Source organism: Pseudomonas sp. DG56-2 (assembly GCF_004803755.1).
Lineage (GTDB): Bacteria > Pseudomonadota > Gammaproteobacteria > Pseudomonadales > Pseudomonadaceae > Aquipseudomonas > Aquipseudomonas auratipiscis.
The window spans coordinates 5,787,213-5,812,858 of record NZ_CP032311.1; the positions used below are offsets into that span (position 1 = coordinate 5,787,213).

The following is a 25,646-nucleotide window of genomic DNA, read 5'->3' on the forward strand; positions in this document are numbered from 1 at the left end:
CGCCTGACCGCATCCATGCCTACGATCAGCAGGAGTAACAATGGATACGAAACGCAAGATCGCCCTTGCCGTTGCCGTGGTGGCAGCCCTGGGGTTTGGCAGCCTAGCCTGGGATTCCAACGCCAAGCAGCAGGCCCCCGGCAGTGCCGAACACGGCGAGGAAGATGGTCATGATCATGACCCAAAAGCCTTGCCAAGCGCAGACCAGCATGGCGATGAAGATGCTCATCGAGAAGCTGGGCATGACGAGGAAGGCAAGCTGACGCTCAGTGTCGAGCAGATCAAGACTGCCGGGATCGAACTGGTCGTTGCCGCGCCCAGGGAGCTGGGTATGATTGCCAGCTTTCCTGGCGAAATTCGCTTCAATGAAGACCTCACCGCACACATCGTTCCGCGGGTTCCAGGGGTAGTAGAAAGCGTTCATGCCAATTTGGGTGAGTCGGTCAAGAAAGGTCAACTGCTTGCAGTGATTGCCAGCCAGCAGATTTCCGATCTGCGCAGTGAACAGCAAGCTGCACAGCGTCGAATGGAACTGGCACGCCTGACCTTCGAGCGCGAGAAACAACTTTGGCAGGACAAGATCTCCGCCGAGCAAGACTACCTGCAAGCACGCCAAGCGATGCAGGAAGCGGAAATTTCCCTGGCCAATGCGCGACAGAAAGTGGCGGCCATCGGCGCCTCAGTCAGTTCTGCAGGTGGCAACCGCTACGAGCTACGCGCGCCCTTCGACGCTGTTGTCGTTGAAAAGCACCTGGCTATTGGTGAAGTGGTCAGCGAAGCCACCAACGCCTTCATTCTGTCCGACCTGAGCCAGGTCTGGGCCACCTTTGCCGTTCCTCCTGGCGAGCTGAGCAAGGTCGTGACTGGACGCGAAGTCAGGGTCTCTTCACCCGATATGAATGCTCAGGTCGATGGCAGGATTGGCTACGTCGGCAGTTTGCTCGGCGAACAGAATCGCGCTGCCACCGTGCGTGTGACGTTGACCAATCCAAACGGAGCCTGGCGCCCGGGCTTGTTCGTGAACATTGCCGTCACGATGCAGACCACGCGCGCAGCGGTCGCCGTTCCGGAATCTGCAGTGCAAACCGTGGAGGAAAAACCTTCTGTGTTTGCCCGTACATCAGAAGGTTTCGACACCCTGGCAGTGAAACTGGGTCGTCGTGATGACGGCTTTGTGGAGATCATCGAGGGCCTCGCGCCCGGTGCCCAAGTAGCAGCAAGTGGCAGCTTCACACTCAAGTCCGAGCTTGGTAAAGCGTCCGCCGAGCACAGCCACTGATGCGAATGGAAGGGGTGACTACACATGTTTGAACGTCTCATCAGGTTCGCCATCGAGCAGCGCATCGTCGTAATGATCGCAGTGCTTTTGATGGCCGGTATCGGCATCTACAGCTATCAAAAGCTACCTATCGATGCAGTGCCAGACATCACCAACGTTCAGGTGCAGATCAACGCTGCAGCGCCTGGCTATACGCCGCTGGAAACCGAGCAGCGCATTACTTTTCCCGTTGAAACGGCAATGGCCGGCCTGCCTGGGCTCAAGCAAACCCGCTCCTTGTCGCGCTCCGGATTGTCCCAGGTAACAGTCATCTTCGAAGATGGCACCGACATTTTCTTTGCGCGCCAATTGGTCAACGAACGCTTGCAAGTGGCGAAGGAGCAATTGCCCGAAGGTGTCGAAGCCTTGATGGGCCCGGTGTCCACTGGCTTGGGTGAAATTTTCCTCTGGACCGTCGAAACCGAGGAAGGTGCGGTCAAGGAAGATGGCACGCCCTACACACCAACGGACCTGCGCGTCATCCAGGATTGGATCATCAAGCCGCAGTTGCGCAACGTGCCGGGTGTGGCCGAGATCAACACCATCGGCGGTTATGCCAAGCAGTATCTGATTGCACCGGATCCCAAGCGTCTGGCCGCCTACAAATTAACCCTCAACGATCTGGTTGCGGCACTGGAAAGCAACAATGCCAACATCGGCGCCGGCTATGTGGAGCGTAGCGGCGAGCAATTGCTGATTCGCGCGCCAGGCCAGGTCGGCAGCATCGACGACATTGCCAACATCGTCATTTCAAGTGTGGATGGCACGCCTATTCGAGTCAGCAGCGTTGCAGAGGTCGGTATCGGCAAAGAGTTGCGCTCCGGTGCCGCCACCGAAAACGGTCGTGAAGTAGTACTGGGTACGGTGTTCATGCTGATTGGCGAGAATAGCCGGACAGTGTCCCAGGCGGTAGCGGCCAGACTTGCCGAGATCAACCGCACGCTGCCCAAAGGCGTGGTCGCCATTACCGTTTATGACCGCACCAACCTGGTAGAAAAAGCGATTGCGACAGTTAAAAAGAACCTCATCGAAGGGGCGATTCTGGTCATCGCCATCCTCTTCCTGTTCCTTGGCAACATCCGTGCAGCACTGATTACCGCCATGGTGATTCCACTGTCGATGCTGTTTACGTTCACGGGCATGTATACCAACAAAGTCAGCGCCAACCTGATGAGCCTTGGCGCATTGGACTTCGGCATCATCGTTGACGGTGCGGTGGTAATCGTTGAAAACGCGGTCCGCCGCCTCGCCCATGCCCAGCATAAACATGGACGCCTGCTGACCAAGGCCGAGCGCTTCCATGAAGTGTTCGCCGCTGCCGGCGAAGCTCGACGACCGTTAATCTTCGGTCAGTTGATCATTATGGTGGTGTACCTGCCGGTCTTTGCCCTCACCGGTGTCGAAGGCAAGATGTTCCACCCGATGGCCTTCACTGTGGTGATCGCTCTGCTTGGCGCGATGATTCTTTCCGTCACCTTCGTGCCGGCAGCGATTGCCATGTTCGTGACTGGCAAGGTCAAGGAAGAGGAAGGCCTGGTAATGCGCCACGCTCGTCTGCGCTATGCGCCGATCCTGCGTTGGGTACTCGGCCACCGCAATCTGGCGTTTTCGGCAGCCGTTGGCGTGGTACTGCTCACCGGTGTAATGGCAAGTCGCATGGGCAGCGAGTTCATACCCAGTCTCAGCGAGGGCGACTTTGCCTTGCAGGCGCTACGTGTGCCTGGAACCAGCCTGACGCAATCGGTCGATATGCAACAGCGCTTGGAAAAAGCGGTGATCGAGCAAGTGCCGGAGGTTGAACGTGTGTTCGCCCGTACCGGCACCGCAGAAATTGCATCCGATCCGATGCCACCCAACATTTCCGATGCCTACGTCATGCTCAAGCCTAAGGATCAGTGGGCAGATCCGAAGAAGTCGCGCGATGAACTGATTGCCGAGGTGCAAAAAGCCGCCGCCAGCGTGCCAGGCAGCAACTATGAAATGTCACAACCCATTCAGTTGCGCTTCAACGAACTGATTTCCGGTGTGCGAAGTGACGTGGCGGTGAAAATCTTCGGCGATGACATGGATGTGCTGAACCGTACCGCCGCGAAAATTGCCTCCACACTACAAGGCGTTGAGGGGGCCTCCGAGGTGAAGGTGGAGCAGACCACGGGCTTGCCCGTCCTGACCATCAACATCGACCGAGAGAAAGCGGCTCGCTATGGCCTGAACATTGGTGCCGTACAAGATGCTGTGGCCATCGCCGTAGGTGGGCGCCAGACTGGCACGCTGTATGAGGGCGACCGGCGCTTCGACATGGTCGTGCGACTTTCAGAAACGCTGCGCACCGACGTCAATGGCCTGTCGAGCCTGCTGATACCGGTGCCGGCGAATGCCGCTCAAGGTGCAAGTCAGATCGGTTTCATCCCGCTGTCCCAGGTAGCCAATCTCGACCTGCAACTGGGACCCAACCAAATCAGTCGGGAAAACGGCAAACGTGTCGTGGTGGTCAGCGCGAACGTTCGCGGTCGCGACCTGGGCTCGTTCGTCGAGCAAGCCAGCGAAACCCTCGCTTCCAGCGTCGAGATTCCTGCTGGTTACTGGACCACGTGGGGCGGTCAGTTCGAACAGTTGCAATCTGCAGCCAAACGCCTGCAGATCGTCGTACCCGTCGCCCTGCTGCTGGTCATGACCTTGTTGTTCCTGATGTTCAACAACCTCAAGGACGGCATGCTGGTGTTCACCGGCATCCCCTTCGCATTGACCGGCGGCGTACTCGCACTGTGGCTGCGCGACATCCCCCTGTCGATCTCTGCCGGAGTTGGTTTCATCGCCCTGTCGGGGGTGGCGGTGCTTAATGGTCTGGTGATGATTTCCTTCATCCGCAACCTACGCGAAGAAGGCCGCACCCTGCGCGTCGCAGTTGATGAGGGTGCGCTGACTCGACTGCGGCCGGTACTGATGACCGCGCTGGTCGCCTCGCTTGGCTTCATCCCGATGGCATTGGCCACCGGCACCGGCGCTGAAGTTCAACGCCCGCTGGCGACCGTGGTCATTGGCGGCATCCTGTCATCCACCGCACTGACCTTGCTGGTACTACCGGCTCTTTATCACTGGGCACATCGCAAGGACGAGGACGGCGAGCAAGCAAAACCTTGATACCTGCCTGAAATAGCGCCCACAACGCCTGTTGTGGGCGTTGCCTGAGAAAAGTTTCTGGTACGGCCGATACCACGCAAACGCATGCAGTGAGTGCTTTCTCAATTGCGAACTACTCTAGTCCCTAGGAATTGGCCGACGAGCGTCACTAATTTGCGTGGGCCATACAACTATTGCGTCGTTCCAATGTCACTCACTTCGCGCGACTCATCTTTCCCGACTCGCCCCATTTGTACGGAGCAACAGGCACATGGCAGCACTGCAGAGCACACTCGATGCGATGAGGAACAACCAGGCTCAATTGCTTGCGCAATGGAAAAGCGGCCTGGAAGCCAGTGGCGCCACACGTAATCTGAAAGATCAGGACTTGCAGCAACAGACCTCGGAGTTTTTGCAACTGGTCATAAACGGCCTGGCGGACAACGATGAGAAGATGATCGCCGCCAAGGGATGGGATGAAATTCGCCTGTTTCTGGAAAAGCTGTCCCGCAGCCGCGCTCTGCTGGGCCATGACTCGCAGCAAACTGCACACTTCATCTTTGCACTCAAAGGCCCCTTGTTCGCGCTCCTGCAGAATCAGTATCAGGACAGTCCGGCGCTGCTGGCCGAACAGCTTTGGGAAATATCCCGCTTACTCGATGATCTGGGCATGCATACCATCGGCACCTTCCAGAAGTCCCGGGAGGAGGTCATCAAGCGCCAGCAGGAAGAACTGTTGGAACTCTCGACCCCAGTGGTCAAACTCTGGGATGGCGTCCTGGCCCTGCCAATGATCGGTACCCTCGACTCGCAGCGTACCCAGATGGTGATGGAATCCCTGCTGCAACGCATCGTCGATACTGGTTCCGAGATCGCCATCATCGACATCACTGGCGTCCCGACTGTCGACACCCTGGTGGCCCAGCATCTGCTGAAAACCGTGACTGCGATCCGCTTGATGGGTGCAGACTGCATCATCAGTGGCGTGCGCCCGCAAATTGCCCAAACCATTGTGCACCTGGGACTCGACCTGCAAGGTGTGGTGACCAAGGCCAACCTGGCCGATGCCTTGAAACTGGCGCTGACTCGCCTGGATATCACCCTCGGCAAGACGGTTTGAGCCATGGAGCGCATACCGATTCTCCAGATGGGCGATTTTCTGTTGGTGACCATCCAGGTCGACATGCATGACCAACTTGCCCTCACCTTGCAGGACGACTTGTCTGAACGTATCAGCAAGACCTCGGCTCACGGCGTATTGATCGATATTTCGGCGCTGGGCATGGTCGACTCCTTTATCGGGCGAATGATCGGCACCATTTCCGGTCTCTCGAAAATCATGGATGCCGAAACCGTACTGGTCGGTATGCAACCAGCGGTTGCCATCACGCTGGTCGAACTTGGCCTGACCTTGCCTGGCGTCAGTACTGCATTGAACGTCGAACGCGGAATGCAGCTGCTTCAGGGCCGGGTATATCAACAATGACCCCGCGCGATAGTGGTACTCAACCCATCCATCTCGAACAGGACGTAGTGCTGGCGCGTCAGACCGCGCGCAAGCTGGCCACCGAATGTGGCATGCGCCTGATCGACCTGACCAAGCTGGTCACTGCCGTGAGCGAATTGGCGCGTAACACCGTGGTGTATGGCGGTGGCGGAGATATGGAGTGGCAGATCCTCGAAGATGGCAGCCGTGTAGGCCTGCGCCTGAGCTTTCGTGATCAAGGGCCAGGTATCGCTAATGTCGCACTGGCGATGACCGACGGCTGGACGTCGGGAGCCGGCCTCGGTCTGGGTCTGACAGGCGCAAAACGTCTGGTGGATGAGTTTGAACTTGAAACCGCACCCGGTCAGGGCACTCGCGTGACGATCACGCGATGGACATGAACATCGCCGGAACCACGACCCAGGTACTCATGGTCGAAGACAGCAGTCAGGTGGGGCACGCCCGGCGCACCGTACAGCAACTGGCTCATCAATGCGGCTTTGACGATACCGATAGCGGACGCGCGGCGCTGGTGGCAACCGAACTCGCCAGTAACATTCTCAAGCATGCCACCCGAGGTGAACTACATCTGCGAATGTTGCCGCGTACGAATGGCGCTGGCATCGAAATGCTCGCGATAGACCGCGCGCAAGGTTTTGATCTGCAGGCTTGCCTTACCGATGGCTACTCCACCGGAGGCACCCAAGGTATCGGACTCGGTGCTATCTCACGTCAGACCGAAGTGTTCGACAGCTACGCCGACTCACGGGGTGCGGTGCTGTTGGCGCGACTTTACTCGCGTCAAGACAAAGCAGCGGATCAACGCTTCGGTATCAGCCAGCACTCGCTGCACAATGACCCGGCATGCGGTGACGTTTGGCACTTGGCGTTCGACGGGGCGCACATCAGCGCTCTGGTCATCGACGGCCTGGGTCATGGTGTGGACGCTGAACGCGCAGCCCGGGCCGGAGAGCATTCCTTTGCCCAAGCGCCTTTCATCCCTCCCGCGCAGGCGCTGGAACATATCCATCGCGCCATGACCGCAACGCGTGGAGGCGCGGTAGCCATCGCGCAGTTCGCCCCTGACAATGGGGCGCTGACGTTTGTCGGAATCGGCAATATCGGCGCCAGCCTGGTCACTGTGGACAAGTCCCGTGGACTGGCCTCACACCCTGGGATCGTTGGCGGCCAGTATCGACGGGCACAACCGTTCGAGTACGCCGAGGTGAACGGGCAACTGCTGATCATGCACAGCGATGGCCTGCAGTCGCGCTGGAAACTGCAGGATTACCCAGGCCTGATATACCGACATCCCGCCGTGATTGCCGCCATCCTCCACCGTGACTTCTGTCGCGGGCGAGATGACGTCACAGTGCTGGTCATCGCTCTGGAGGCAGCCCATGCCTGAGTTACCTGAAAAACCACTCGACGACCAAGCGGCACGAATCGCGCAACTGCAGCAAGAAGCCGATGCCCTGCGTTTGGAGCTGGATGAAACCAACCAGGGTGTACTGGCGCTTTATGCCGAACTCGACACTCAAGCCGAACAGTTGCGTCAGGCATCAGATCTGAAAAGCCGCTTCTTGTCGTACATGAGCCATGAGTTTCGCACCCCCCTGGGTTCGATACTGAGTATCGCCAGCCTGCTTACCGACGAACTGGACGGGCCCTTGAGTCCCGAGCAACACAAGCAGATGGGGTTTATCAGTACTTCCGCCCGCGAACTGAGCGATATGGTCGACGACTTGCTTGATCTGGCAAAAATAGAAGCTGGACGCATCACTATTTTTCCGGCCTGGTTCGACATGCTCGATTTGTTTACCGCGCTGCGTGGCATGTTCCGTCCGATAGTCGATACCTCCGCGGTCGACCTGATTTTCGAGGAGCCGGTGGGGCTGCCGCGCTTGTTTACCGATGACAAGAAACTTGCGCAGATCCTCCGCAACTTCATCTCCAATGCACTGAAATTCACCACACAAGGGGAAGTCCGCGTTTCAGCGCAACTGTTGGACAACGAACGCGTGCGATTTGCCGTGACCGACTCAGGCATCGGCATCGCACCAGAGCTTCACGGCGCCTTGTTCGAAGACTTTTCCCAAGTCGATTCACCGCTGCAGAAGCGCTTTCGCGGCACTGGGCTAGGATTATCCTTGTGCAAACGCTTCGCCGGGTTATTGGGTGGCGAAGTCGGGGTGCAGAGCACACCGGGTAACGGATCGACCTTTTTCGTGATCATCCCGCTAGCCATCGCGCTGGAGCCTGCCGATGAAGCGTGAAATCCACTTATTGATCGTCGATGACAACATCGCTACCCGCTACGCCTTGCGTCGACGTCTGGAGCCTCACGACTATAAAGTGCTCGAAGCCGGTACTGGTAACGAGGGACTGGCACTCATCGCCAGCGAGAAGATTGACGCGCTGATTCTCGATGTCAATCTGCCGGATATGAGTGGATTCGACATCGTTCGTAGGTTACGTGCCGATCCTGCTACCGCCCTACTCCCAATCATTCACGTGTCTGCAGCCTCGATCCAGACAGGTGACATCATCACCGGCCTGAACGCTGGCGCCGATGCTTACCTGGTGCATCCGGTAGACCCCGATGTTCTCCTGGCAACGCTGCGTACGCTTCTGCGTGTGCGGGATACAGAAAACGCCCTGCGTGAAAGCGAGGCGCGCTTTCGCGAAATTTTCTTCAACGTGTCGGCGCCCATAGCGGTACTGGACGCCGAGCTGAAGGTGCATGAATGCAACCATGCCTTCGCTCAATTGATTCAGGATAATCGCGAACCCTCTACGCTGTGTGAGTGCTTTGCCGAAGATCAGGTGGCGATCATTGAAGAATTGCGCTTGCGCGTGGCCGAGGGAGAACGCTGGAAGGGTACCCTTAGCATGCGTGTACAGGGTGAAGTGCGAGAAACCGAGTGGCAGATTTCACCTTACCGTACGCCAGCGCTGAGCCTGGTTTTTGTCGAGGATGTCACCGAGCATCGTCACCGCGAACGCTCCCACTTGGCACGACTTGACGATGCGACCACGCAACTCGCCAAGGAAGTGGCCGAACGCGCACGTACCGAGGCCCAACTGCTACAAGTGCAAAAAATGGATGCGCTGGGCAAATTGACCGGGGGCATCGCCCACGACTTCAACAACCTACTCACCGGGATCATCACGAGCCTGGAGTTGCTTCAGAAGCGAATCGCCGCTGCCAGTACCGACAAGGTCCAGTTCTACATCGAGGCAGCGCTGAACTCGGCCATGAGCGCAGCCTCTCTCACCCACCGCCTGCTGGCCTTCTCGCGCCAGCAGCCGCTCGACACTCGCCCTGTGGATATCAACGAGCACATCCGCTCGCTTGAGGATCTGCTGACCCGCACCATCGGTGAACGCATTGCCCTCAAGCTGGAGTTGAGCACCAAAGCCGCCATCGCGCTGGTTGACCCCATCCAGCTGGAAAGCGCCATGCTCAATCTGGTGATCAATGCCCGCGACGCTTTGCCGGGAGGTGGCAATATATGGGTCAGCACCTACGCCGCCTATTCCCACGGTGATCCAGACCTGGCGGACGGTTCCTATATCGCCGTTTCGGTTCGTGATGACGGTACCGGTATCGAGCACTCGGTGATCGACAAGGTGTTCGATCCATTCTTCACCACCAAGCCGCTTGGCCATGGCACGGGGCTCGGACTTTCGACGATCTATGGCTTCGCCCGTCAATCTGGAGGAAACGCGCAGATCCGCAGTGTGGCCAGGCGCGGTACCGAAGTAACGATTCTACTGCCCGCGACCAGCGACTCATCGGACCCCAGAAGCGCACCCGTGGAATTCGACCACCAAGGTGCAGGCGAGCACATTCTTGTCGTTGAAGACATGGCCTCAGTGCGCATGTTTGTCGCCGAAGCGTTGGAGGATGCGGGCTACCGCTGCACCCAGGCAAGCGACATCGAGTCCGCACTGGAACGACTGCAGAATGACCCCTCGATCAATCTCTTGCTGACCGACGTTGGACTTCCGCGCATGAGCGGACGAGAGCTTGCGGACATTGCCAGGGGCTGGAACCAGGATTTGCCGATCTTGTTCATGACCGGTTACGCCGAACCGGCACTCAATCGGCAGACGTTCCTGGGTCGCCATATGGATATGCTGGTCAAACCGTTTCAGGTAACAGAGCTGCTGGGGAAAGTCAGGCTCATGCTTGCCAGCAGTTGCAACTGAAAGAACCGCATGACCCACGCCTGTGAATGCAAGTAAAAGGCGTGGGCATTTAGCGCAGAAGCGTTTAGATACGGAAACTGCCAACCAGATGTTTCAAGCGAGTGGCCTGTTGCTCAAGGTCAGCGCACGCGCGCAGGGTCGACTGCAGGTTCTCCACGCCTTCCTGGTTCAGCATGTTGATTTCGTTGATGTCCATGTTGATCGACTCAACCACGGCGGTTTGTTCTTCGGTGGCGGTTGCCACCGACTGGTTCATGCCATCGATCTCGCCGATGCGCACAGTCACGCTGCCAAGTCGCTCGCCCGCCTGATTGGCGATTTCGACGCTGTCCTGGCTGTGGCGCTGGCTCTGGCCCATGGTGTCAACCGACTCGCGGGCGCCGACTTGCAGCTCCTCGATCATGTTCTGCACCTGTTGTGCAGACTCCTGGGTGCGATGCGCGAGGTTGCGCACTTCGTCTGCTACCACAGCAAAGCCGCGACCGGCCTCACCCGCCCGAGCAGCTTCGATCGCGGCGTTGAGCGCCAACAGGTTGGTTTGCTGGGAGATGCTGGTGATCACTTCAAGAATCTGGCCGATGTTCACCGTCTTGCTGTTGAGCGTCTCGATATGCGAGCTCGAGGTGCAAATCAGGTCCGAGAGACGGTTCATGGCGGCGATGCTGCGATCGACCACCTGCTGACCTTCTTCTGCCAGGTGACGTGCCGAACTCGCTTGCTGCGAAGCCTGGGCGGCGTTGTGGGCAATTTCCTGCGCCGCGGCGCCAAGCTCATTGATCGCGGCCGCCACGCTGTTGGTGCGATTGGATTGCTCGTCAGAATTGACCATCGAGGAGTTCGAGGCACTGACCACGCGCAGCGCTACTTCATTGACTTGTTCGGTAGCCGAGGAGACCTCACGGATCGAGGTGTGAATACGTTCGACAAAACGGTTGAACGCCTTACCCAGGTCACCGAACTCGTCCTGGCTGTGAATGGCCAGGCGCTTGGTCAGATCCCCTTCACCTTCGGCGATGTCTTCCATGGCACGGGTCATGGTCAGCAGCGGTTGCAGCAACACTCGAATCAGCAAGCCCAGTAGACCGATAATGATGGCCAGCGCAATCACCGTGGCAATGATCGCCGACGTGCGAAACTCGCTGAGCATTGCGTAGGCCTTGTCCTTATCGATAGACAAGCCAATGTACCAGTTGGCCGACGGCAGGCCTTTGATCGGCGTAAAAGTCAGCAGACGGTCCTGGCCGTCTACCTGAACCTCAGTCAGCTCGCTGGACAATTCAGGTGTGCGTCCTGGGTACAGATCCGCTAACGACTTCATCACCAGTGATTGATCCGGATGGACCAGAATCTTGCCTTGGTCGTTAACCAGGAAGGCATAGCCCATGCCGCCGAATTTCAGCGAGTTGATGATTTGCACCAGTCCGTCCAACGACAGGTCGCCACCAACCACACCAACGCTACTGGACACTTTGCTCAAGATACCAATGACCATCTTGTTGGTGGTCAGGTCAATGTAAGGTTCAGTGAGCACGGCACCGCTGGCAGCCATCCCATCCTGGTACCAAGGCCGCGTACGCGGATCGTAACCATCAGGCATCGTCGAATCCGGCCGAACGCTAAAGCCACCGTCGACCTTCCCCAGGTACACGGTGAGGAAGCTCGAAATCAGGGCTTTCTGCCCCATCAAGGTTTCAGCATCTGCGGGGTCTTGGGCAATGTTCTGCGCCAGGTTTTCCACCAGACTGATCCGCCCTTCCAGCAGGTTACGGATGTTGGTGGAGGTCGATTCGCCCATTTCAGCCAGGTAGTTTTCCAAACTGGTGCGGGTGGCATTGCGCTGCAGGTAGTCGTTGTACAACGTGAAAAGGGCGAAAGCGACCATTACGATCAATGACGCGGCAATCAAAATTTTGTGACTGAAACGAAGACTTCTGTTCATGGGGCGTGAATTCACTCGTCTTTGCGGGGCGTTTGCACGGTATCGGCCGTGGGGGGGAACATCTTGAGTACACAATGATGGCTATTTGCCATCCAAGATCAAGACCGAAGACGAGTGGATTGAATAGCGTACCTGCGGCACTACTCAACCAAGCTTACGCTGCGTTACTCAGATCAACGCCATGCAGACAAAGATAGCCGGCCCACAGGCAAAACATGAGGCCTTGGCAGATGCCAGCGTCGAGGCGAACACGACTGCGGGAGCTTCCCCTGGGGGGAGCTACCGCAGTCGTTATTTATTGCAGATGAATATTTCTAAAACAGCCGCAATCGTTACTCAACCGTCACAGATTTCGCCAAGTTACGCGGCTGGTCAACGTCGGTGCCTTTGAGTACGGCCACGTAGTACGACAGCAGTTGCAGGGGAATGGTGTACAGAATCGGCGCCAGGGCATCGATGATGTGCGGAACGGCAATTACATGGGTACCTTCACCATTGCTCATTCCGGCGGCCTCATCAGCGAAGACGATCAGTTGACCGCCACGGGCGCGGACTTCCTGCAGGTTGGACTTGAGCTTTTCCAGCAGTTCATTGTTCGGTGCCACCGTGACCACAGGCATGTCATTGTCCACCAACGCCAGCGGACCATGCTTGAGCTCACCGGCTGGGTAGGCTTCAGCGTGGATATAGGAGATCTCCTTGAGCTTGAGCGCTCCCTCCATCGCGACCGGGAACTGCGCGCCACGGCCAAGGAACAATGTGTGGTGCTTATCGGCAAACAGCTCGGCGGTTTTCTCGACGATGGCATCCATGGCCAGGGCTTCACCCAGGCGAGTTGGCAAGCGGCGCAGTTCTTCGACCAGTTCGGCCTCGACACCAGCAGCCAAGGTTCCACGAACCTGACCCAAGGACAAGGTCAGCAGCATCAGCGATACCAATTGGGTGGTAAAGGCTTTGGTCGATGCTACGCCAATTTCCGGACCGGCCTGGGTCAGCAGCGTCAGGTCCGACTCGCGTACCAGCGAGCTGATACCGACGTTGCAGATAGCCAGGCTGCCGAGGAAACCAAGTTCCTTGGCGTTGCGCAACGCTGCCAGGGTGTCGGCGGTTTCGCCCGACTGAGAGATTGAAACGAACAGGGTATCGGGCTGCACCACCACTTTGCGGTAGCGGAACTCGCTGGCTACTTCGACCTGGCAAGGAATGCCGGCCAGTTCTTCCAACCAGTAACGCGCAACCATGCCGGCGTGGTAGCTGGTGCCACAGGCAACAATCTGTACGTTCCGCACTTTGGCGAACAGTTCTGCGGCCTGCGGACCGAAAGCCTGAACCATGACATGGTCCTTGCCCAGACGCCCTTCCAGAGTACGTTGGACGACAGTCGGTTGCTCATGGATTTCCTTGAGCATGAAGTGGCGATACGTGCCCTTATCGGCAGCCTCGGCGCCCTCGTGGTACTGCACGGACTCGCGTTGTACCTGTTTGCCAGACAAATCCCAGATGGTTACCTGGTCACGGCGAATCTCGGCGATGTCGCCTTCTTCCAGGTACATGAAACGGTCAGTTACCTGACGCAGGGCCAGTTGGTCCGAAGCCAGGAAGTTCTCACCATGACCCAAGCCAATAACCAGCGGGCTGCCACTGCGAGCAGCCAACAGGCGATCAGGCTGATGCGCGCTGATCACTGCCAGGCCGTAGGCACCGTGCAGTTGCTTGACGATCGCTTTCAGGGCGTCGGCCAGATCTGGAATGGCCTTCAGGGTGTGGTGCAACAGGTGGACGATGACCTCAGTGTCGGTCTCGGAGCTGAATACGTAGCCCATACCCTTGAGCTGCTCACGCAGCGCTTCGTGATTCTCGATGATGCCGTTATGCACTACAGCCAATTCGTGACCGGAAAAATGCGGGTGTGCATTGCTCTCGGTAGGCGCGCCGTGGGTCGCCCAACGGGTGTGGGCAATACCCAACGTACCGGCCAGCGGTTCGGCAGCGACAGCGGCTTCAAGCTCACTGACCTTACCGATACGGCGGCGGCGTTCGAGATTCCCTTGCTGAGTGAGAACTGCCAGACCCGCGCTGTCATAGCCGCGATATTCCAGGCGCTTTAGTCCTTCGATCAGGATGGTGGTGATGTTACGTTCAGCGACGGCGCCAACGATTCCACACATTAGTTTTGCTCCTTGGAGAGTGCGGCACAAATCACATGGACGCCGCGGGCTTCAATTTGTTTACGCGCCTCATCACAAAGACGCTCATCGGTAATAAGGGTACTGACGCTGCTCCAGGGCAGTTCGAGATTGGGAATCTTGCGCCCAACCTTGTCCGACTCCACCATCACGATCACTTCACGGGCCACTTCAGCCATTACCCGGCTCAGGCCGAGCAGCTCATTGAAAGTGGTGGTGCCGCGCGCCAGGTCGATGCCATCAGCACCAATGAATAGCTGGTCGAAATCGTAAGAACGCAGAACCTGCTCGGCGACCTGCCCCTGAAAGGACTCGGAGTGCGGATCCCAGGTGCCGCCGGTCATCAACAACACCGGTTCGTGTTCAAGCTCACTCAAGGCGCGCGCGACATTCAGCGAGTTAGTCATCACCACGAGGCCGGGCTGGTGACCGAGCTCGGGAATCATCGCTGCCGTGGTGCTGCCGCTGTCGATAATAATGCGCGCGTGTTCACGAATACGTTCGACGGCGGCCCGGGCGATAGCTTGTTTATAAAGGGAGACGGGCTGACTCTGATCGGCGATCAGCTCCTGCGGCATGGTTACCGCACCACCGTAGCGGCGCAGAAGCAAGCCGTTGGCTTCCAGGGCCGCCAGATCCTTGCGAATGGTGACTTCCGATGTTTCGAAACGCTTGGCCAGGGCATCAACGCTCACTTCCCCCTGCTCGTTAAGCAAGGCGAGGATATTGTGTCGGCGCTGGGGGGTGTTACGTTTCGACATGGCGTCTTTAAGTTTCGTTTCGAAAGTTAGTGATGCCAATCAAAACCTAAAGGACGAAAAGCGTCAAGCAGAGAGATGAAATTTTCACCTTTGAGTAACCTGAAGCGTTCCGCTTATTTATCCACAGAATGAAAAAGGCCGACTTATACACAGTTCAGTCGGCCTTTTTGTTCAGCTGTGCATAACTCAGCTCTTCTTGATCTTCTCTGGTCGCTTCCAGCCATTGATGTTGCGCTGCCGCGCGCGGCCAACCGCCAGTTGTGCGGTTTCGACGTTCTGGGTGATGGTCGAACCGGCAGCCGTGGTGGCACCATCAAGGATATCCACAGGCGCAACCAGGGAGTTGTTGGAGCCGATGAACACGTCCTCACCAAGGACCGTCTTGAACTTGTTCGCACCATCGTAGTTGCAGGTGATGGTACCGGCACCAATGTTGGTGCGGGCGCCGACTTCAGCATCGCCCAGGTAGGTCAGGTGACCGGCCTTGGCGCCTTCACCGAGGTGGGCGTTCTTCAGTTCGACAAAGTTACCCACATGGGCACGGGCCTCCAGCACGCTACCAGGACGCAGGCGGGCGAAAGGACCGGCATCGCTACCTTCGCCCATGATCGCGCCCTCAAGATGGCTGTTAGCTTTAACCACAGCGCCTTTGCGCAGGGTAGTGTTCTTGATTACGCAGTTCGGACCAATCACCACGTCGTCTTCGATGACTACACGGCCTTCAAGAATGACGTTGACATCGATGAGTACATCGCGACCAACGGTCACTTCACCGCGCACATCGAAACGCGCCGGGTCACGCAGCGTCACCCCTTGAGCCATCAGGCGACGGCCCTCACGCAACTGATAATGACGCTCGAGTTCCGACAGTTGGCGACGGTCATTGGCGCCCTGTACTTCCATCGGGTCGAGCGGTTGCTCGGTGGCAACGACCAAGCCATCAGCAACGGCCATGGCAATAACATCTGTGAGGTAGTACTCACCCTGGGCGTTGTTATTCGACAAGCGGCCCAGCCACTCAGCTAAACGCGTGCCAGGCACCGCGAGAATTCCGGTGTTGCCTTCCTGAATTGCTTTCTGTGCGTCGCTGGCATCCTTGTGTTCGACGATGGCTGCAACCTGACCTAAGGCATCTCGCACGATGCGCCCGTAACCGGTTGGATCTTCCAGCGTGACCGTCAGCAAACCTAGTTGCTGCGGCGTAACTTTGGACAACAGGCGGTTGAGGGTATCGACTTCGATCAGTGGCACATCACCGTAGAGGATAAGCACGGTTTCGGCAGTCAACGCCGGCAACGCCTGGGCCACGGCATGACCAGTACCCAGCTGTTTGTCCTGCAGGACGAAGTTCAGGTCATCAGCCGCCAAACGCTCACGTACCAGCTCTGCACCGTGACCGATCACCACATGAATCCCTTGAGGCTGTAGCTGCCGGGCGCTGTGGATAACATGGCCGAGCATAGAGTCGCCAGCAACCGGGTGCAGTACCTTGGGCAGCGCAGAGCGCATGCGGGTACCTTGGCCTGCAGCGAGAATAACGATATCGAGAGACATTGACGGGCTACCAATCCTAGAAGGCCAGTGGTGTGACCAGAATATAAAACGCGGAAAAAGAAAAAGGGTAGCCGAGGCTACCCTTTAACTCAATCGCAACGGAAGTGATCGGCCTGAACCGGATTACTTGCCTTTGCGCATTTGCTGGACGGTACGCAGCTGAGCTGCGGCCTCGGCCAGACGAGCGGCTGCGGCGCCGTAATCGAACTCCGCGCCTTTTTCGTGCAGGGCATTCTCAGCAGCCTTGAGGGCATCCTGAGCCTGAGCTTCGTCCAGGTCGGCAGCACGTTGCACGGTATCGGCAAGCACCTTGACCATGTTCGGCTGGACCTCGAGGAAACCACCAGAGATGTAGAACACCTCTTGGGCGCCACCCTGCTTGGTCAGCGTGATCGGACCTGGCTTCAGATTAGTGATCAGCGGCGCGTGGCCTGGAGCGATACCAAGATCACCCAGGTTACCGTGCGCAACCACCATCTCGACCAGACCGGAGAAAATCTCTCCTTCCGCGCTGACGATATCGCAATGGACTGTCATAGCCATCTGCTTGCCTCAACCTGATTAGCGCCCCTTGCGGGGCGCCGGGATTACAGTTTCTTGGCTTTCTCGACCGCTTCTTCGATGCTGCCGACCATGTAGAACGCTTGTTCTGGCAAGTGGTCGTAGTCACCTTTGAGGATGCCGCTGAAGCCAGCAATGGTGTCTTTCAGGGAAACGTATTTGCCTGGAGAACCAGTGAAGACTTCTGCCACGAAGAACGGCTGGGACAGGAAGCGCTGGATCTTACGAGCACGGGATACCAGCTGCTTGTCGGTTTCGGACAGTTCGTCCATACCCAGAATAGCAATGATGTCCTTCAGCTCTTTGTAGCGCTGCAGCACGTACTGAACACCGCGAGCGGTATCGTAGTGCTCGTTGCCGATAACGTTCGGGTCCAGCTGGCGCGAAGTCGAGTCCAGTGGATCGACCGCTGGGTAGATACCCAGGGAAGCGATGTCACGGGACAGTACGACGGTGGCGTCCAAGTGGGCGAAAGTGGTCGCTGGCGACGGGTCGGTCAAGTCGTCCGCAGGAACGTAAACGGCCTGGATCGAGGTGATCGAACCTTCCTTGGTCGAAGTGATACGCTCTTGCAGAACGCCCATCTCTTCAGCCAGGGTCGGCTGGTAACCTACTGCCGAAGGCATACGGCCCAGCAGTGCGGATACTTCAGTACCGGCCAAGGTGTAACGATAGATGTTGTCGACGAACAGCAGAACGTCGTTACCTTCGTCACGGAACTTCTCAGCCATGGTCAGGCCGGTCAGCGCTACGCGCAGACGGTTTCCTGGTGGCTCGTTCATTTGGCCGTATACCAGAGCAACCTTGTCCAGTACGTTGGAATCCTTCATCTCGTGGTAGAAGTCGTTACCCTCACGAGTACGCTCACCCACACCGGCGAACACGGAATAACCGCTGTGCTCGATGGCGATGTTACGGATCAGTTCCATCATGTTTACGGTTTTGCCTACACCGGCACCACCGAACAGACCGACTTTACCACCCTTGGCGAACGGGCAAACCAGGTCGATAACCTTGATGCCGGTTTCCAGCAGGTCGTTGCCGCCTGCCTGGTCAGCGAACGAAGGAGCGTCGCGGTGGATGCCCCAACGCTCTTCTTCACCGATAGGACCAGCTTCGTCGATTGGGTTACCCAGGACGTCCATGATCCGGCCCAGGGTCGCTTTACCGACAGGTACGGAGATGGCTGCGCCAGTATCGGCAACTTCCAGACCGCGCTTCAAGCCTTCGGTCGAGCCCATCGCAATGGTACGGACTACGCCGTCGCCCAGCTGCTGCTGGACTTCCAGGGTAGTTTCCGCGCCTTGTACTTTCAGTGCGTTATACACACTCGGAACGCTGTCACGTGGGAATTCCACGTCGATGACGGCGCCGATGATTTGAACGATACGTCCGCTACTCATAGCTGGATCCTCTGAATATTTGAACCGTTAAACCGCGGCAGCGCCGCCGACGATTTCCGAGATCTCTTGGGTGATCGCAGCCTGACGCGCCTTGTTGTAGATCAGCTGCAATTCGCTGATCAAATCACCGGCGTTGTCGGTGGCGTTCTTCATTGCGATCATCCGGGCAGCTTGTTCAGCTGCGTTGTTCTCGACCACCGCCTGGTAGACCTGCGACTCCACGTAACGCACCATCAGGCCGTCCAGCAGCTCTTTGGCGTCAGGTTCGTAGAGGTAGTCCCAGTGGTGCTTGAGTTCTTGATCCGGGGTTGCAACCAACGGAATCAACTGCTCGACCGTTGGAGTTTGCGTCATGGTATTGACGAACTTGTTCGATACCACGGACAGACGATCGATACGACCATCCAGGAAAGCGTCCAGCATGACCTTGACGCTGCCGATCAGATCGTTGATCGACGGCTCTTCGCCCAGGTGGCTGATCGCTGCAACGACGTTACCGCCGAAGCTGCGGAAAAACGCCGCACCTTTGCTGCCAACCACGCAAAGATCGATCTCGATACTTTGCTCGCGGTTGACCGCCATGTCCTTGACCAGAGCCTTGAACAGGTTGGTGTTCAAGCCACCGCACAAACCACGGTCACTGCTCACAACTACATAACCGACGCGCTTTACAGGGCGATCGATCATGAAGGGGTGGCGGTATTCCGGGTTAGCGTTGGCCAGATGACCAATAACCTGGCGGATACGCTCCGCGTAAGGACGGCTAGCAGCCATGCGCATTTGAGCCTTGCGCATCTTGCTGACCGCCACTTTTTCCATGGCGCTGGTAATTTTTTGCGTGCTTTTGATGCTCGCAATCTTACTGCGAATCTCTTTTGCGCCTGCCATGTAACACCTATCAGGTTAGCAAGCGGGGGCTGCAAAGCCCCCGCTGCGGCTTACCAGGTTTGGGTGGCCTTGAACTTCTCGATACCGGCTTTGATGCCAGCGTCGATTTCGTCGTTGAAGTCACCCTTCACGTTGATCTTCGCCATCAGTTCGGCGTGATCACGGTTGAAGTAAGAGATCAGCGCTTGTTCGAAGCTACCGATCTTAGGGATTTCAACGTCGGTCAGGAACCCACGCTCAGCGGCATACAGCGACAGCGCCATGTCCGCGATGGACATTGGAGCGTATTGCTTCTGCTTCATCAGCTCGGTAACACGTTGACCGTGTTCGAGTTGCTTACGGGTGGCTTCGTCCAGGTCAGAAGCGAACTGAGCGAATGCCGCCAGTTCACGGTACTGAGCCAGAGCGGTACGGATACCACCGGAGAGCTTCTTGATGATCTTGGTCTGAGCGGCACCACCCACACGGGATACCGAAACACCGGCGTTAACTGCAGGACGGATGCCCGAGTTGAACATGGCCGATTCCAGGAAGATCTGACCGTCGGTGATGGAAATCACGTTGGTCGGAACGAACGCGGAAACGTCGCCAGCCTGGGTTTCGATGATCGGCAGGGCGGTCAGAGAACCGGTCTTGCCAGTTACAGCACCGTTGGTGAACTTCTCAACGTACTCTTCAGAAACGCGCGAAGCACGCTCCAGCAGACGGGAGTGGAGATAGAACACGTCACCTGGGTACGCTTCACGTCCTGGTGGACGGCGCAGCAGCAGGGAGATCTGACGGTAGGCAACAGCCTGCTTGGACAGGTCATCGTAAACGATCAGAGCGTCTTCACCGCGGTCACGGAAGAACTCGCCCATGGTGCAACCGGCGTATGGCGCCAGGAATTGCAGTGCGGCGGATTCCGAAGCACTGGCAACAACCACGATGGTGTTGGCCAGGGCGCCGTTTTCTTCCAGCTTGCGAACGATGTTGGCAACGGTGGAACGCTTTTGGCCGACAGCGACATAAACACAGAAAATACCGGAGTCTTTCTGGTTGATGATGGCGTCGATCGCCATGGCGGTCTTACCGATCTGACGGTCACCGATGATCAGCTCACGCTGGCCACGGCCGACAGGGATCATGGCGTCGACGGATTTGTAGCCAGTCTGTACAGGCTGGTCTACCGACTTACGCCAGATAACGCCCGGAGCAACTTTCTCGACCGCGTCGGTCTCGGTGTTGCCCAGTGGGCCCTTGCCATCAATTGGGTTGCCCAGTGCGTCAACAACGCGACCCAGCAGTTCCTTACCAACTGGAACTTCGAGGATGCGGCCGGTGCACTTGGCGCTCATGCCTTCAGCGAGGGAGTCGTACGCGCCCAGTACTACCGCACCAACGGAGTCTTGCTCCAGGTTGAGGGCCATACCGTACACGCCGCCTGGAAACTCGATCATTTCGCCGTACATTACGTCGGCCAGACCGTGAATCCGCACGATACCGTCAGAAACGCTGACGACGGTACCCTCGTTGCGGGCTTGAGAGGCTACATCGAGGTTCTCGATGCGGCCCTTGATGATTTCACTTATTTCGGAAGGATTGAGTTGCTGCATTGCTCTGCTGCCCCTTCAAACTCAAGATTTCAATGCTTCAGCCAGTTTCGCGATTTTGCCGCGAACCGAGCCATCGATTACCAGGTCGCCTGCGCGGATTACGACACCACCGATAAGGGAGGCATCCTCCGTCGCATGCAGGCGCACTTCCCGGCTGAGCCGTGCACTGAGAACCTTGGCGAGTTTGTCTTGCTGTTCTTGGTTCAACGCAAAAGCACTAGTGACTTCCACGTCCACGGATTTCTCTTGTTCAGCTTTGTACAGCTCGAACAGGGCCGAAATCTCCGGCAAAAGCAGGAGACGATCGTTTTCCGCGGCAACATGAATGAAATTCTGTGCCTGTGCATCGAACTTGTCACCGCACACGTCAATGAACGTGGCGGCCTTTTCTGCGCTCGTCAGTCGCGGGGCCTTGAGCAGGCGCTGCATAGTGTCGTCTTCCGACACTGCAGCAGCCAGGCCGAGCATGGCTGACCAATTGGCCAGTTGCTGATGGGCCTGTGCGTGCTCAAAGGCCGCCTTAGCGTAAGGTCGGGCCAACGTGGTCAGTTCTGCCATGATCGCCCTCGCTTAAATTTCAGCGGCCAGTTTATTAACCAGCTCCGCATGCGCGTTTTGATCGATTGTGGCGCCAAGGATCTTTTCAGCACCGTCAACGGCCAGGCTACCCACTTGGGCACGCAGCGCGTCTTTGACACTGTTAATTTCCTGTTCGATCTCGGCTTGAGCCTGAGCCTTCACACGGTCAGCTTCGACGCGGGCCTGGTCACGGGCTTCCTCGACGATCTGTGTACCGCGTTTCTTGGCTTGCTCAATGATTTCGGCTGCCTGAGCTTTCGCTTCGCGCAGTTGCTGACCCGCTTTATCTTGGGCCAACTCCAGGTCGCGAGCTGCTCGGTTGGCAGCGTCCAGTCCATCCGCGATCTTCTTCTGACGTTCTTGCAATGCCGCGATGACCGGAGGCCACACGAACTTCATGCAGAACAGCACAAAAATGAAGAACGCAACGGACTGACCAATCAGGGTTGCATTAATGTTCACGCCAACACCTCGCTCGTTCTTTGTCCATCACACCAAACCACTCGAGAATTCGAGTGATTAGCCGGCGAGTTGACCAACGAAAGGATTAGCGAAGGTGAAGAACAGTGCGATACCAACACCGATCATGGTTACGGCGTCGAGCAGACCGGCAACGATGAACATTTTAACTTGCAGCATTGGAACCATTTCTGGCTGGCGAGCTGCGCCTTCCAGGAACTTGCCGCCCAGCAGGCCGAAACCAATGGCGGTACCCAGGGCACCCAGGCCGATCAGCAGAGCAACAGCGATAGCGGTAAGACCAACTACAGTTTCCATCTTTCCTCCCGACTTTTACGTCGTATTGGTTAGGTTTTTTAGTTTGAAGCGGTAAAACAAAATCGTTTTGTACAACTGCCCTTGCGGACTTTTTCGACCCTCCCCAGCACCTGCGGAAGGGCCATCAGACACGCCAGGCGGTCTTAATGGTTATCTTCGTGAGCCATCGACAGGTAGACGATGGTAAGCATCATGAAGATGAACGCTTGCAGGGTGATGATCAGGATGTGGAACACAGCCCACGCCCATTGCAGCACCACACCGAGGCCGCTCAGCCACAGCAGGCCGCTGCCGAACATTACAGCGATCAGGATGAACACCAGCTCGCCGGCATACATGTTGCCGAACAGACGCAGGGCCAGCGAGATCGGCTTGGCGATCAAGGTAACGAATTCAAGCAGGAAGTTGACCGGAATCAGCAGGATCTGAACGAAAATGTTCTTGCTGCCGAACGGGTGCAGGGTCAGTTCGCCGAGGAAACCGCCAATACCCTTGACCTTGATGCTGTAGAAAATGATCAGGGCGAAAACGCTGAAGGCCATGGCCAGGGTAGCGTTCGGATCGGTAGTCGAGACCGCACGGAATGGAATGTGCGGATCACCGGAGATCCACATGGCCAGCTGAGGAATCCAGTCGACCGGGATCAGGTCGATGGCGTTCATCAGGAAAACCCAGACGAAAATGGTCAGCGCCAGTGGGGCGATCACTGGGCTGCGACCGTGGAAGCTGTCCTTGACGCTGCCGTCGACGAATTCCACCATCACTTCAACGAAGTTCTGCAGGCCGCCAGGCTGGCCAGAAGTTGCCTTCTTGGCTGCCATACGGAACAGGAATACGAAAAGCAGACCCAGTGCGACCGACCAACCCAGGGTATCCAGGTGGAAAGCCCAGAAGCCCATTGCCTTGGCTTCTGCTGCGGAATGGGCAAAGCCCCAACCGCCGTCTGGTAGTTGACCGAAGGTCAGGTTCTGCAAGTGGTGCTGGATATAGCCCGAAGCGGTTTCTGCTGCCATGGTTGCCTCAAACGCCCTAAGGTCTCGAAAGTCTTATATTCATCAGCAGGGGCGCGAACCAGCTGACCAACTGGGTCAGCAGAAAGACACCGAAGACTGCTAACGGCGCCAATGGCTTCACTCCTGCAAACGTCAGTGCAAACAGCACTGCCGTCAAAATCAATTTGCCTGCTTCGCCAGCGTAAAACGACTTGACGATAGCCTGCGCTGCCCTGGCTCCCGTGTAACGAAAAGCCTTCCAGGCGAAATACACATTAGGCAGCCAGGCAATCAACCCTCCGCAGAGTGCTGAATATCCAGTAACTGCCCCATGCCACTGCCACAACACCAAAGTTGCCAGCAAAAACACTACGCATTGAGCCAACAGTACCGGAAAAACCGCCCAGCGATGGAAAGGCAAGCGGTTTGGCGTGCGGGTTTCCATCACAACTGCTCCTCAAAAGTCGACCAGCCAGTCAGCTATGACTTGGCATAATTTGTGCCGACAAAATGCGCGCAGAGTATAGGGGCGGTTTAACCCCTATTCAACTGCTGGGTAGTGATTTCCGACTATGCGCTACAAATCGAATTGTTTCAGCGGATGTGAGCCAGCACACCTTGCAACTCATCTAGCGAGTTGTAACGGATAACTAACTGACCTTTACCCTTGTTACCGTGACGTATCTGTACTGCCGAGCCCAAACGCTCTGCCAGACGCTGTTCAAGGCGGGTGATATCCGGGTCTGGTTTAGCCGCTTCGACCGGCTCCGGCTTACCATTGAGCCACTGGCGAACCAGTGCTTCGGTCTGACGTACAGTCAGCCCACGTGCGACAACATGACGCGCCCCGTCAACCTGCTGTTCTTCCGGCAAACCCAGAAGTGCCCGCGCATGACCCATTTCCAGATCACCGTGGGACAGCATGGTCTTGATCACATCCGGCAGCGAAATCAGTCGCAGCAAATTCGCCACGGTCACCCGCGACTTACCCACAGCGTCAGCTACTTGCTGCTGGGTGAGCTGAAATTCCACTTGCAGGCGCTGCAGTGCAATCGCCTCTTCCACTGGATTGAGGTCTTCGCGTTGGATGTTCTCGATCAGGGCCATGGCAATCGCCGCTTCGTCGGGCACATCGCGGACCATGGCCGGGATAGTTTCCATGCCAGCCTGCTGGCTGGCACGCCAGCGACGCTCACCGGCGATGATTTCGTAGCGGTTTTCAGCAATCGGGCGGACCACGATAGGCTGCATCACGCCCTGGCTCTTGATCGAGTTAGCCAGTTCTTCCAGCGCTTGCGGGTCCATGTCCCGACGAGGCTGGTATTTTCCGCGCTCGATCAAGTCGAGCGGCAGGTGTTGCAGTTCTTTCTGGTCGACCTTGACAGCCTGCTCTTCGAGCGCACTGACGGTGGGACCACTGAGCAGTGCATCCAACCCACGTCCGAGACCCCGTTTCTTAACGGCCATACGGATTCCTTAAGTTGTTTGTGCAGTGCGTGATGGACGGCGCTGACGGCGTACGAGTTCCCCTGCCAGGGCCAGATAGGCCAGCGCACCACGAGATTGCTTGTCGTAAGCCAGCGCCGGCATGCCGAAGCTCGGCGCCTCGGCGAGACGGATATTGCGCGGAATCACCGTATCGTAGAGCTGGTCGCCGAAGTGTTCCTTGAGTTGCGCTGACACATCGTTGATCAGACTGAGGCGCGGGTCGTACATGGTCCGCAGCAGGCCTTCGACCTTGAGCTGCGGGTTCAGACGCTCACCAATACGCTTGATGTTATCCACAAGGTCGCTCAAGCCTTCCAGCGCAAAGTACTCACACTGCATCGGAATGATCACGCCATCGGCAGCAACCAGGGCGTTGAGCGTCAGCATCGACAGCGATGGCGGACAGTCGATCAGGATGTAATCGTAATTCTCGCGGATAGGCGCCAGCGCCGTGCGCAACCGGCTTTCCTTCATCTGCATTTCCAGCAGCACGACTTCCGCTGCTGTCAGGTCGCGGTTGGCCGGCAATAGCTGGTAACCACCGTGCTCGGAGAAGTGCATGGCCTGGGCCAGATCACATTCACCGATCAGCAAGTCATAGACCGAATGTTCCAGGACGTGTTTATCCACACCGCTACCCATGGTGGCGTTGCCCTGTGGATCGAGATCGATCAGCAGCACCCGGCGCTTGGTCGCGACCAGCGATGCTGCGAGGTTGATACAGGTGGTGGTCTTACCCACACCACCTTTCTGGTTCGCGATAGCGAATACCTTAGCCATTCTT

The 25,646-nt window shown here is 57.3% G+C and carries 23 protein-coding genes and 1 pseudogene; 8 read left to right on the forward strand and 16 right to left on the reverse strand.

Annotation, left to right across the window (positions count from 1 at the left end; all coding sequences use genetic code 11):
- The first annotated feature begins 40 nt into the window (after positions 1–40).
- The 8 genes from D3Z90_RS26570 (at position 41) to D3Z90_RS26605 (ending at position 10,139) form a co-directional block, all read left to right on the forward strand.
- Positions 41–1,279: an efflux RND transporter periplasmic adaptor subunit gene (locus tag D3Z90_RS26570; RefSeq protein WP_136478831.1), complete on the forward strand. Its 1,239-nt coding sequence runs from the start codon at positions 41–43 to the stop codon at positions 1,277–1,279.
- Between the two features lie 24 nt (positions 1,280–1,303).
- The gene (locus tag D3Z90_RS26575) at positions 1,304–4,459 is read left to right on the forward strand and encodes a CusA/CzcA family heavy metal efflux RND transporter (RefSeq protein ID WP_136478832.1); all 3,156 of its coding nucleotides are present in this window, start codon (positions 1,304–1,306) and stop codon (positions 4,457–4,459) included.
- Between the two features lie 250 nt (positions 4,460–4,709).
- Entirely contained in the window at positions 4,710–5,558 is an 849-nt protein-coding gene (locus D3Z90_RS26580) for an STAS domain-containing protein (RefSeq protein WP_136478833.1), read from the forward strand.
- 3 nt (positions 5,559–5,561) lie between these two features.
- Positions 5,562–5,924 (forward strand): STAS domain-containing protein, encoded by a 363-nt coding sequence (locus D3Z90_RS26585; protein ID WP_136478834.1) that lies wholly within the window; start codon positions 5,562–5,564, stop codon positions 5,922–5,924.
- The gene (locus D3Z90_RS26590) at positions 5,921–6,325 is read left to right on the forward strand and encodes an anti-sigma regulatory factor (RefSeq protein WP_136478835.1); all 405 of its coding nucleotides are present in this window, start codon (positions 5,921–5,923) and stop codon (positions 6,323–6,325) included. The genes D3Z90_RS26585 and D3Z90_RS26590 overlap by 4 nt, the downstream gene beginning before the upstream one ends.
- Positions 6,322–7,332, forward strand: a complete 1,011-nt coding sequence (locus D3Z90_RS26595; protein ID WP_136479054.1) for an ATP-binding protein — start codon at positions 6,322–6,324, stop codon at positions 7,330–7,332. The genes D3Z90_RS26590 and D3Z90_RS26595 overlap by 4 nt, the downstream gene beginning before the upstream one ends.
- Entirely contained in the window at positions 7,325–8,200 is an 876-nt protein-coding gene (locus D3Z90_RS26600; RefSeq protein WP_136478836.1) for a sensor histidine kinase KdpD, read from the forward strand. The genes D3Z90_RS26595 and D3Z90_RS26600 overlap by 8 nt, the downstream gene beginning before the upstream one ends.
- On the forward strand, positions 8,190–10,139 hold the full coding sequence (locus tag D3Z90_RS26605) for a response regulator (protein ID WP_136478837.1): 1,950 nt from the start codon (positions 8,190–8,192) through the stop codon (positions 10,137–10,139). The genes D3Z90_RS26600 and D3Z90_RS26605 overlap by 11 nt, the downstream gene beginning before the upstream one ends.
- A 64-nt stretch (positions 10,140–10,203) precedes the next feature.
- On the opposite strand, the gene D3Z90_RS27510 is transcribed toward D3Z90_RS26605, so the two are convergent.
- From D3Z90_RS27510 to D3Z90_RS26680, 16 genes and pseudogenes are all read right to left on the reverse strand, one after another.
- Positions 10,204–10,968 carry a methyl-accepting chemotaxis protein gene (locus tag D3Z90_RS27510; RefSeq protein ID WP_371922342.1) on the reverse strand — a complete coding sequence of 255 codons (765 nt, stop codon included), beginning with the start codon at positions 10,966–10,968 and terminating at the stop codon, positions 10,204–10,206.
- A gap of 93 nt (positions 10,969–11,061) precedes the next feature.
- Positions 11,062–12,078, reverse strand: a pseudogene (locus D3Z90_RS27515) (cache domain-containing protein); the annotation flags it as partial.
- Between the two features lie 332 nt (positions 12,079–12,410).
- On the reverse strand, positions 12,411–14,246 hold the full coding sequence (glmS, locus tag D3Z90_RS26615) for a glutamine--fructose-6-phosphate transaminase (isomerizing) (protein ID WP_136478839.1): 1,836 nt from the start codon (positions 14,244–14,246) through the stop codon (positions 12,411–12,413).
- Entirely contained in the window at positions 14,246–15,025 is a 780-nt protein-coding gene (locus D3Z90_RS26620) for a DeoR/GlpR family DNA-binding transcription regulator (protein ID WP_136478840.1), read from the reverse strand. The genes glmS and D3Z90_RS26620 overlap by 1 nt, the downstream gene beginning before the upstream one ends.
- Before the next feature lie 186 nt (positions 15,026–15,211).
- On the reverse strand, positions 15,212–16,579 hold the full coding sequence (gene glmU, locus D3Z90_RS26625) for a bifunctional UDP-N-acetylglucosamine diphosphorylase/glucosamine-1-phosphate N-acetyltransferase GlmU (protein ID WP_136478841.1): 1,368 nt from the start codon (positions 16,577–16,579) through the stop codon (positions 15,212–15,214).
- A 123-nt stretch (positions 16,580–16,702) separates the two neighbouring features.
- On the reverse strand, positions 16,703–17,122 hold the full coding sequence (locus D3Z90_RS26630; RefSeq protein ID WP_045186333.1) for a F0F1 ATP synthase subunit epsilon: 420 nt from the start codon (positions 17,120–17,122) through the stop codon (positions 16,703–16,705).
- A 44-nt stretch (positions 17,123–17,166) separates the two neighbouring features.
- Positions 17,167–18,543, reverse strand: a complete 1,377-nt coding sequence (gene atpD, locus D3Z90_RS26635) for a F0F1 ATP synthase subunit beta (RefSeq protein WP_136478842.1) — start codon at positions 18,541–18,543, stop codon at positions 17,167–17,169.
- Between the two features lie 27 nt (positions 18,544–18,570).
- Positions 18,571–19,431, reverse strand: a complete 861-nt coding sequence (gene atpG, locus D3Z90_RS26640) for a F0F1 ATP synthase subunit gamma (RefSeq protein WP_136478843.1) — start codon at positions 19,429–19,431, stop codon at positions 18,571–18,573.
- A 50-nt stretch (positions 19,432–19,481) separates the two neighbouring features.
- Positions 19,482–21,026: a F0F1 ATP synthase subunit alpha gene (gene atpA / locus D3Z90_RS26645; protein ID WP_136478844.1), complete on the reverse strand. Its 1,545-nt coding sequence runs from the start codon at positions 21,024–21,026 to the stop codon at positions 19,482–19,484.
- A 21-nt stretch (positions 21,027–21,047) separates the two neighbouring features.
- On the reverse strand, positions 21,048–21,584 hold the full coding sequence (locus D3Z90_RS26650) for a F0F1 ATP synthase subunit delta (protein ID WP_136478845.1): 537 nt from the start codon (positions 21,582–21,584) through the stop codon (positions 21,048–21,050).
- Between the two features lie 12 nt (positions 21,585–21,596).
- Positions 21,597–22,067 carry a F0F1 ATP synthase subunit B gene (locus tag D3Z90_RS26655; RefSeq protein WP_136478846.1) on the reverse strand — a complete coding sequence of 157 codons (471 nt, stop codon included), beginning with the start codon at positions 22,065–22,067 and terminating at the stop codon, positions 21,597–21,599.
- A gap of 57 nt (positions 22,068–22,124) precedes the next feature.
- Entirely contained in the window at positions 22,125–22,382 is a 258-nt protein-coding gene (gene atpE, locus D3Z90_RS26660) for a F0F1 ATP synthase subunit C (RefSeq protein ID WP_002555987.1), read from the reverse strand.
- Positions 22,383–22,525: 143 nt separating this feature from the next.
- Complete coding sequence (gene atpB, locus D3Z90_RS26665; protein WP_136478847.1) at positions 22,526–23,395, reverse strand: F0F1 ATP synthase subunit A; 870 nt, start codon at positions 23,393–23,395, stop codon at positions 22,526–22,528.
- Between the two features lie 16 nt (positions 23,396–23,411).
- Positions 23,412–23,819 carry a F0F1 ATP synthase subunit I gene (locus D3Z90_RS26670; RefSeq protein WP_136478848.1) on the reverse strand — a complete coding sequence of 136 codons (408 nt, stop codon included), beginning with the start codon at positions 23,817–23,819 and terminating at the stop codon, positions 23,412–23,414.
- A gap of 149 nt (positions 23,820–23,968) precedes the next feature.
- On the reverse strand, positions 23,969–24,841 hold the full coding sequence (locus tag D3Z90_RS26675; RefSeq protein ID WP_136478849.1) for a ParB/RepB/Spo0J family partition protein: 873 nt from the start codon (positions 24,839–24,841) through the stop codon (positions 23,969–23,971).
- 9 nt (positions 24,842–24,850) lie between these two features.
- Entirely contained in the window at positions 24,851–25,642 is a 792-nt protein-coding gene (locus tag D3Z90_RS26680) for a ParA family protein (RefSeq protein WP_045186348.1), read from the reverse strand.
- Positions 25,643–25,646 lie beyond the last annotated feature (4 nt).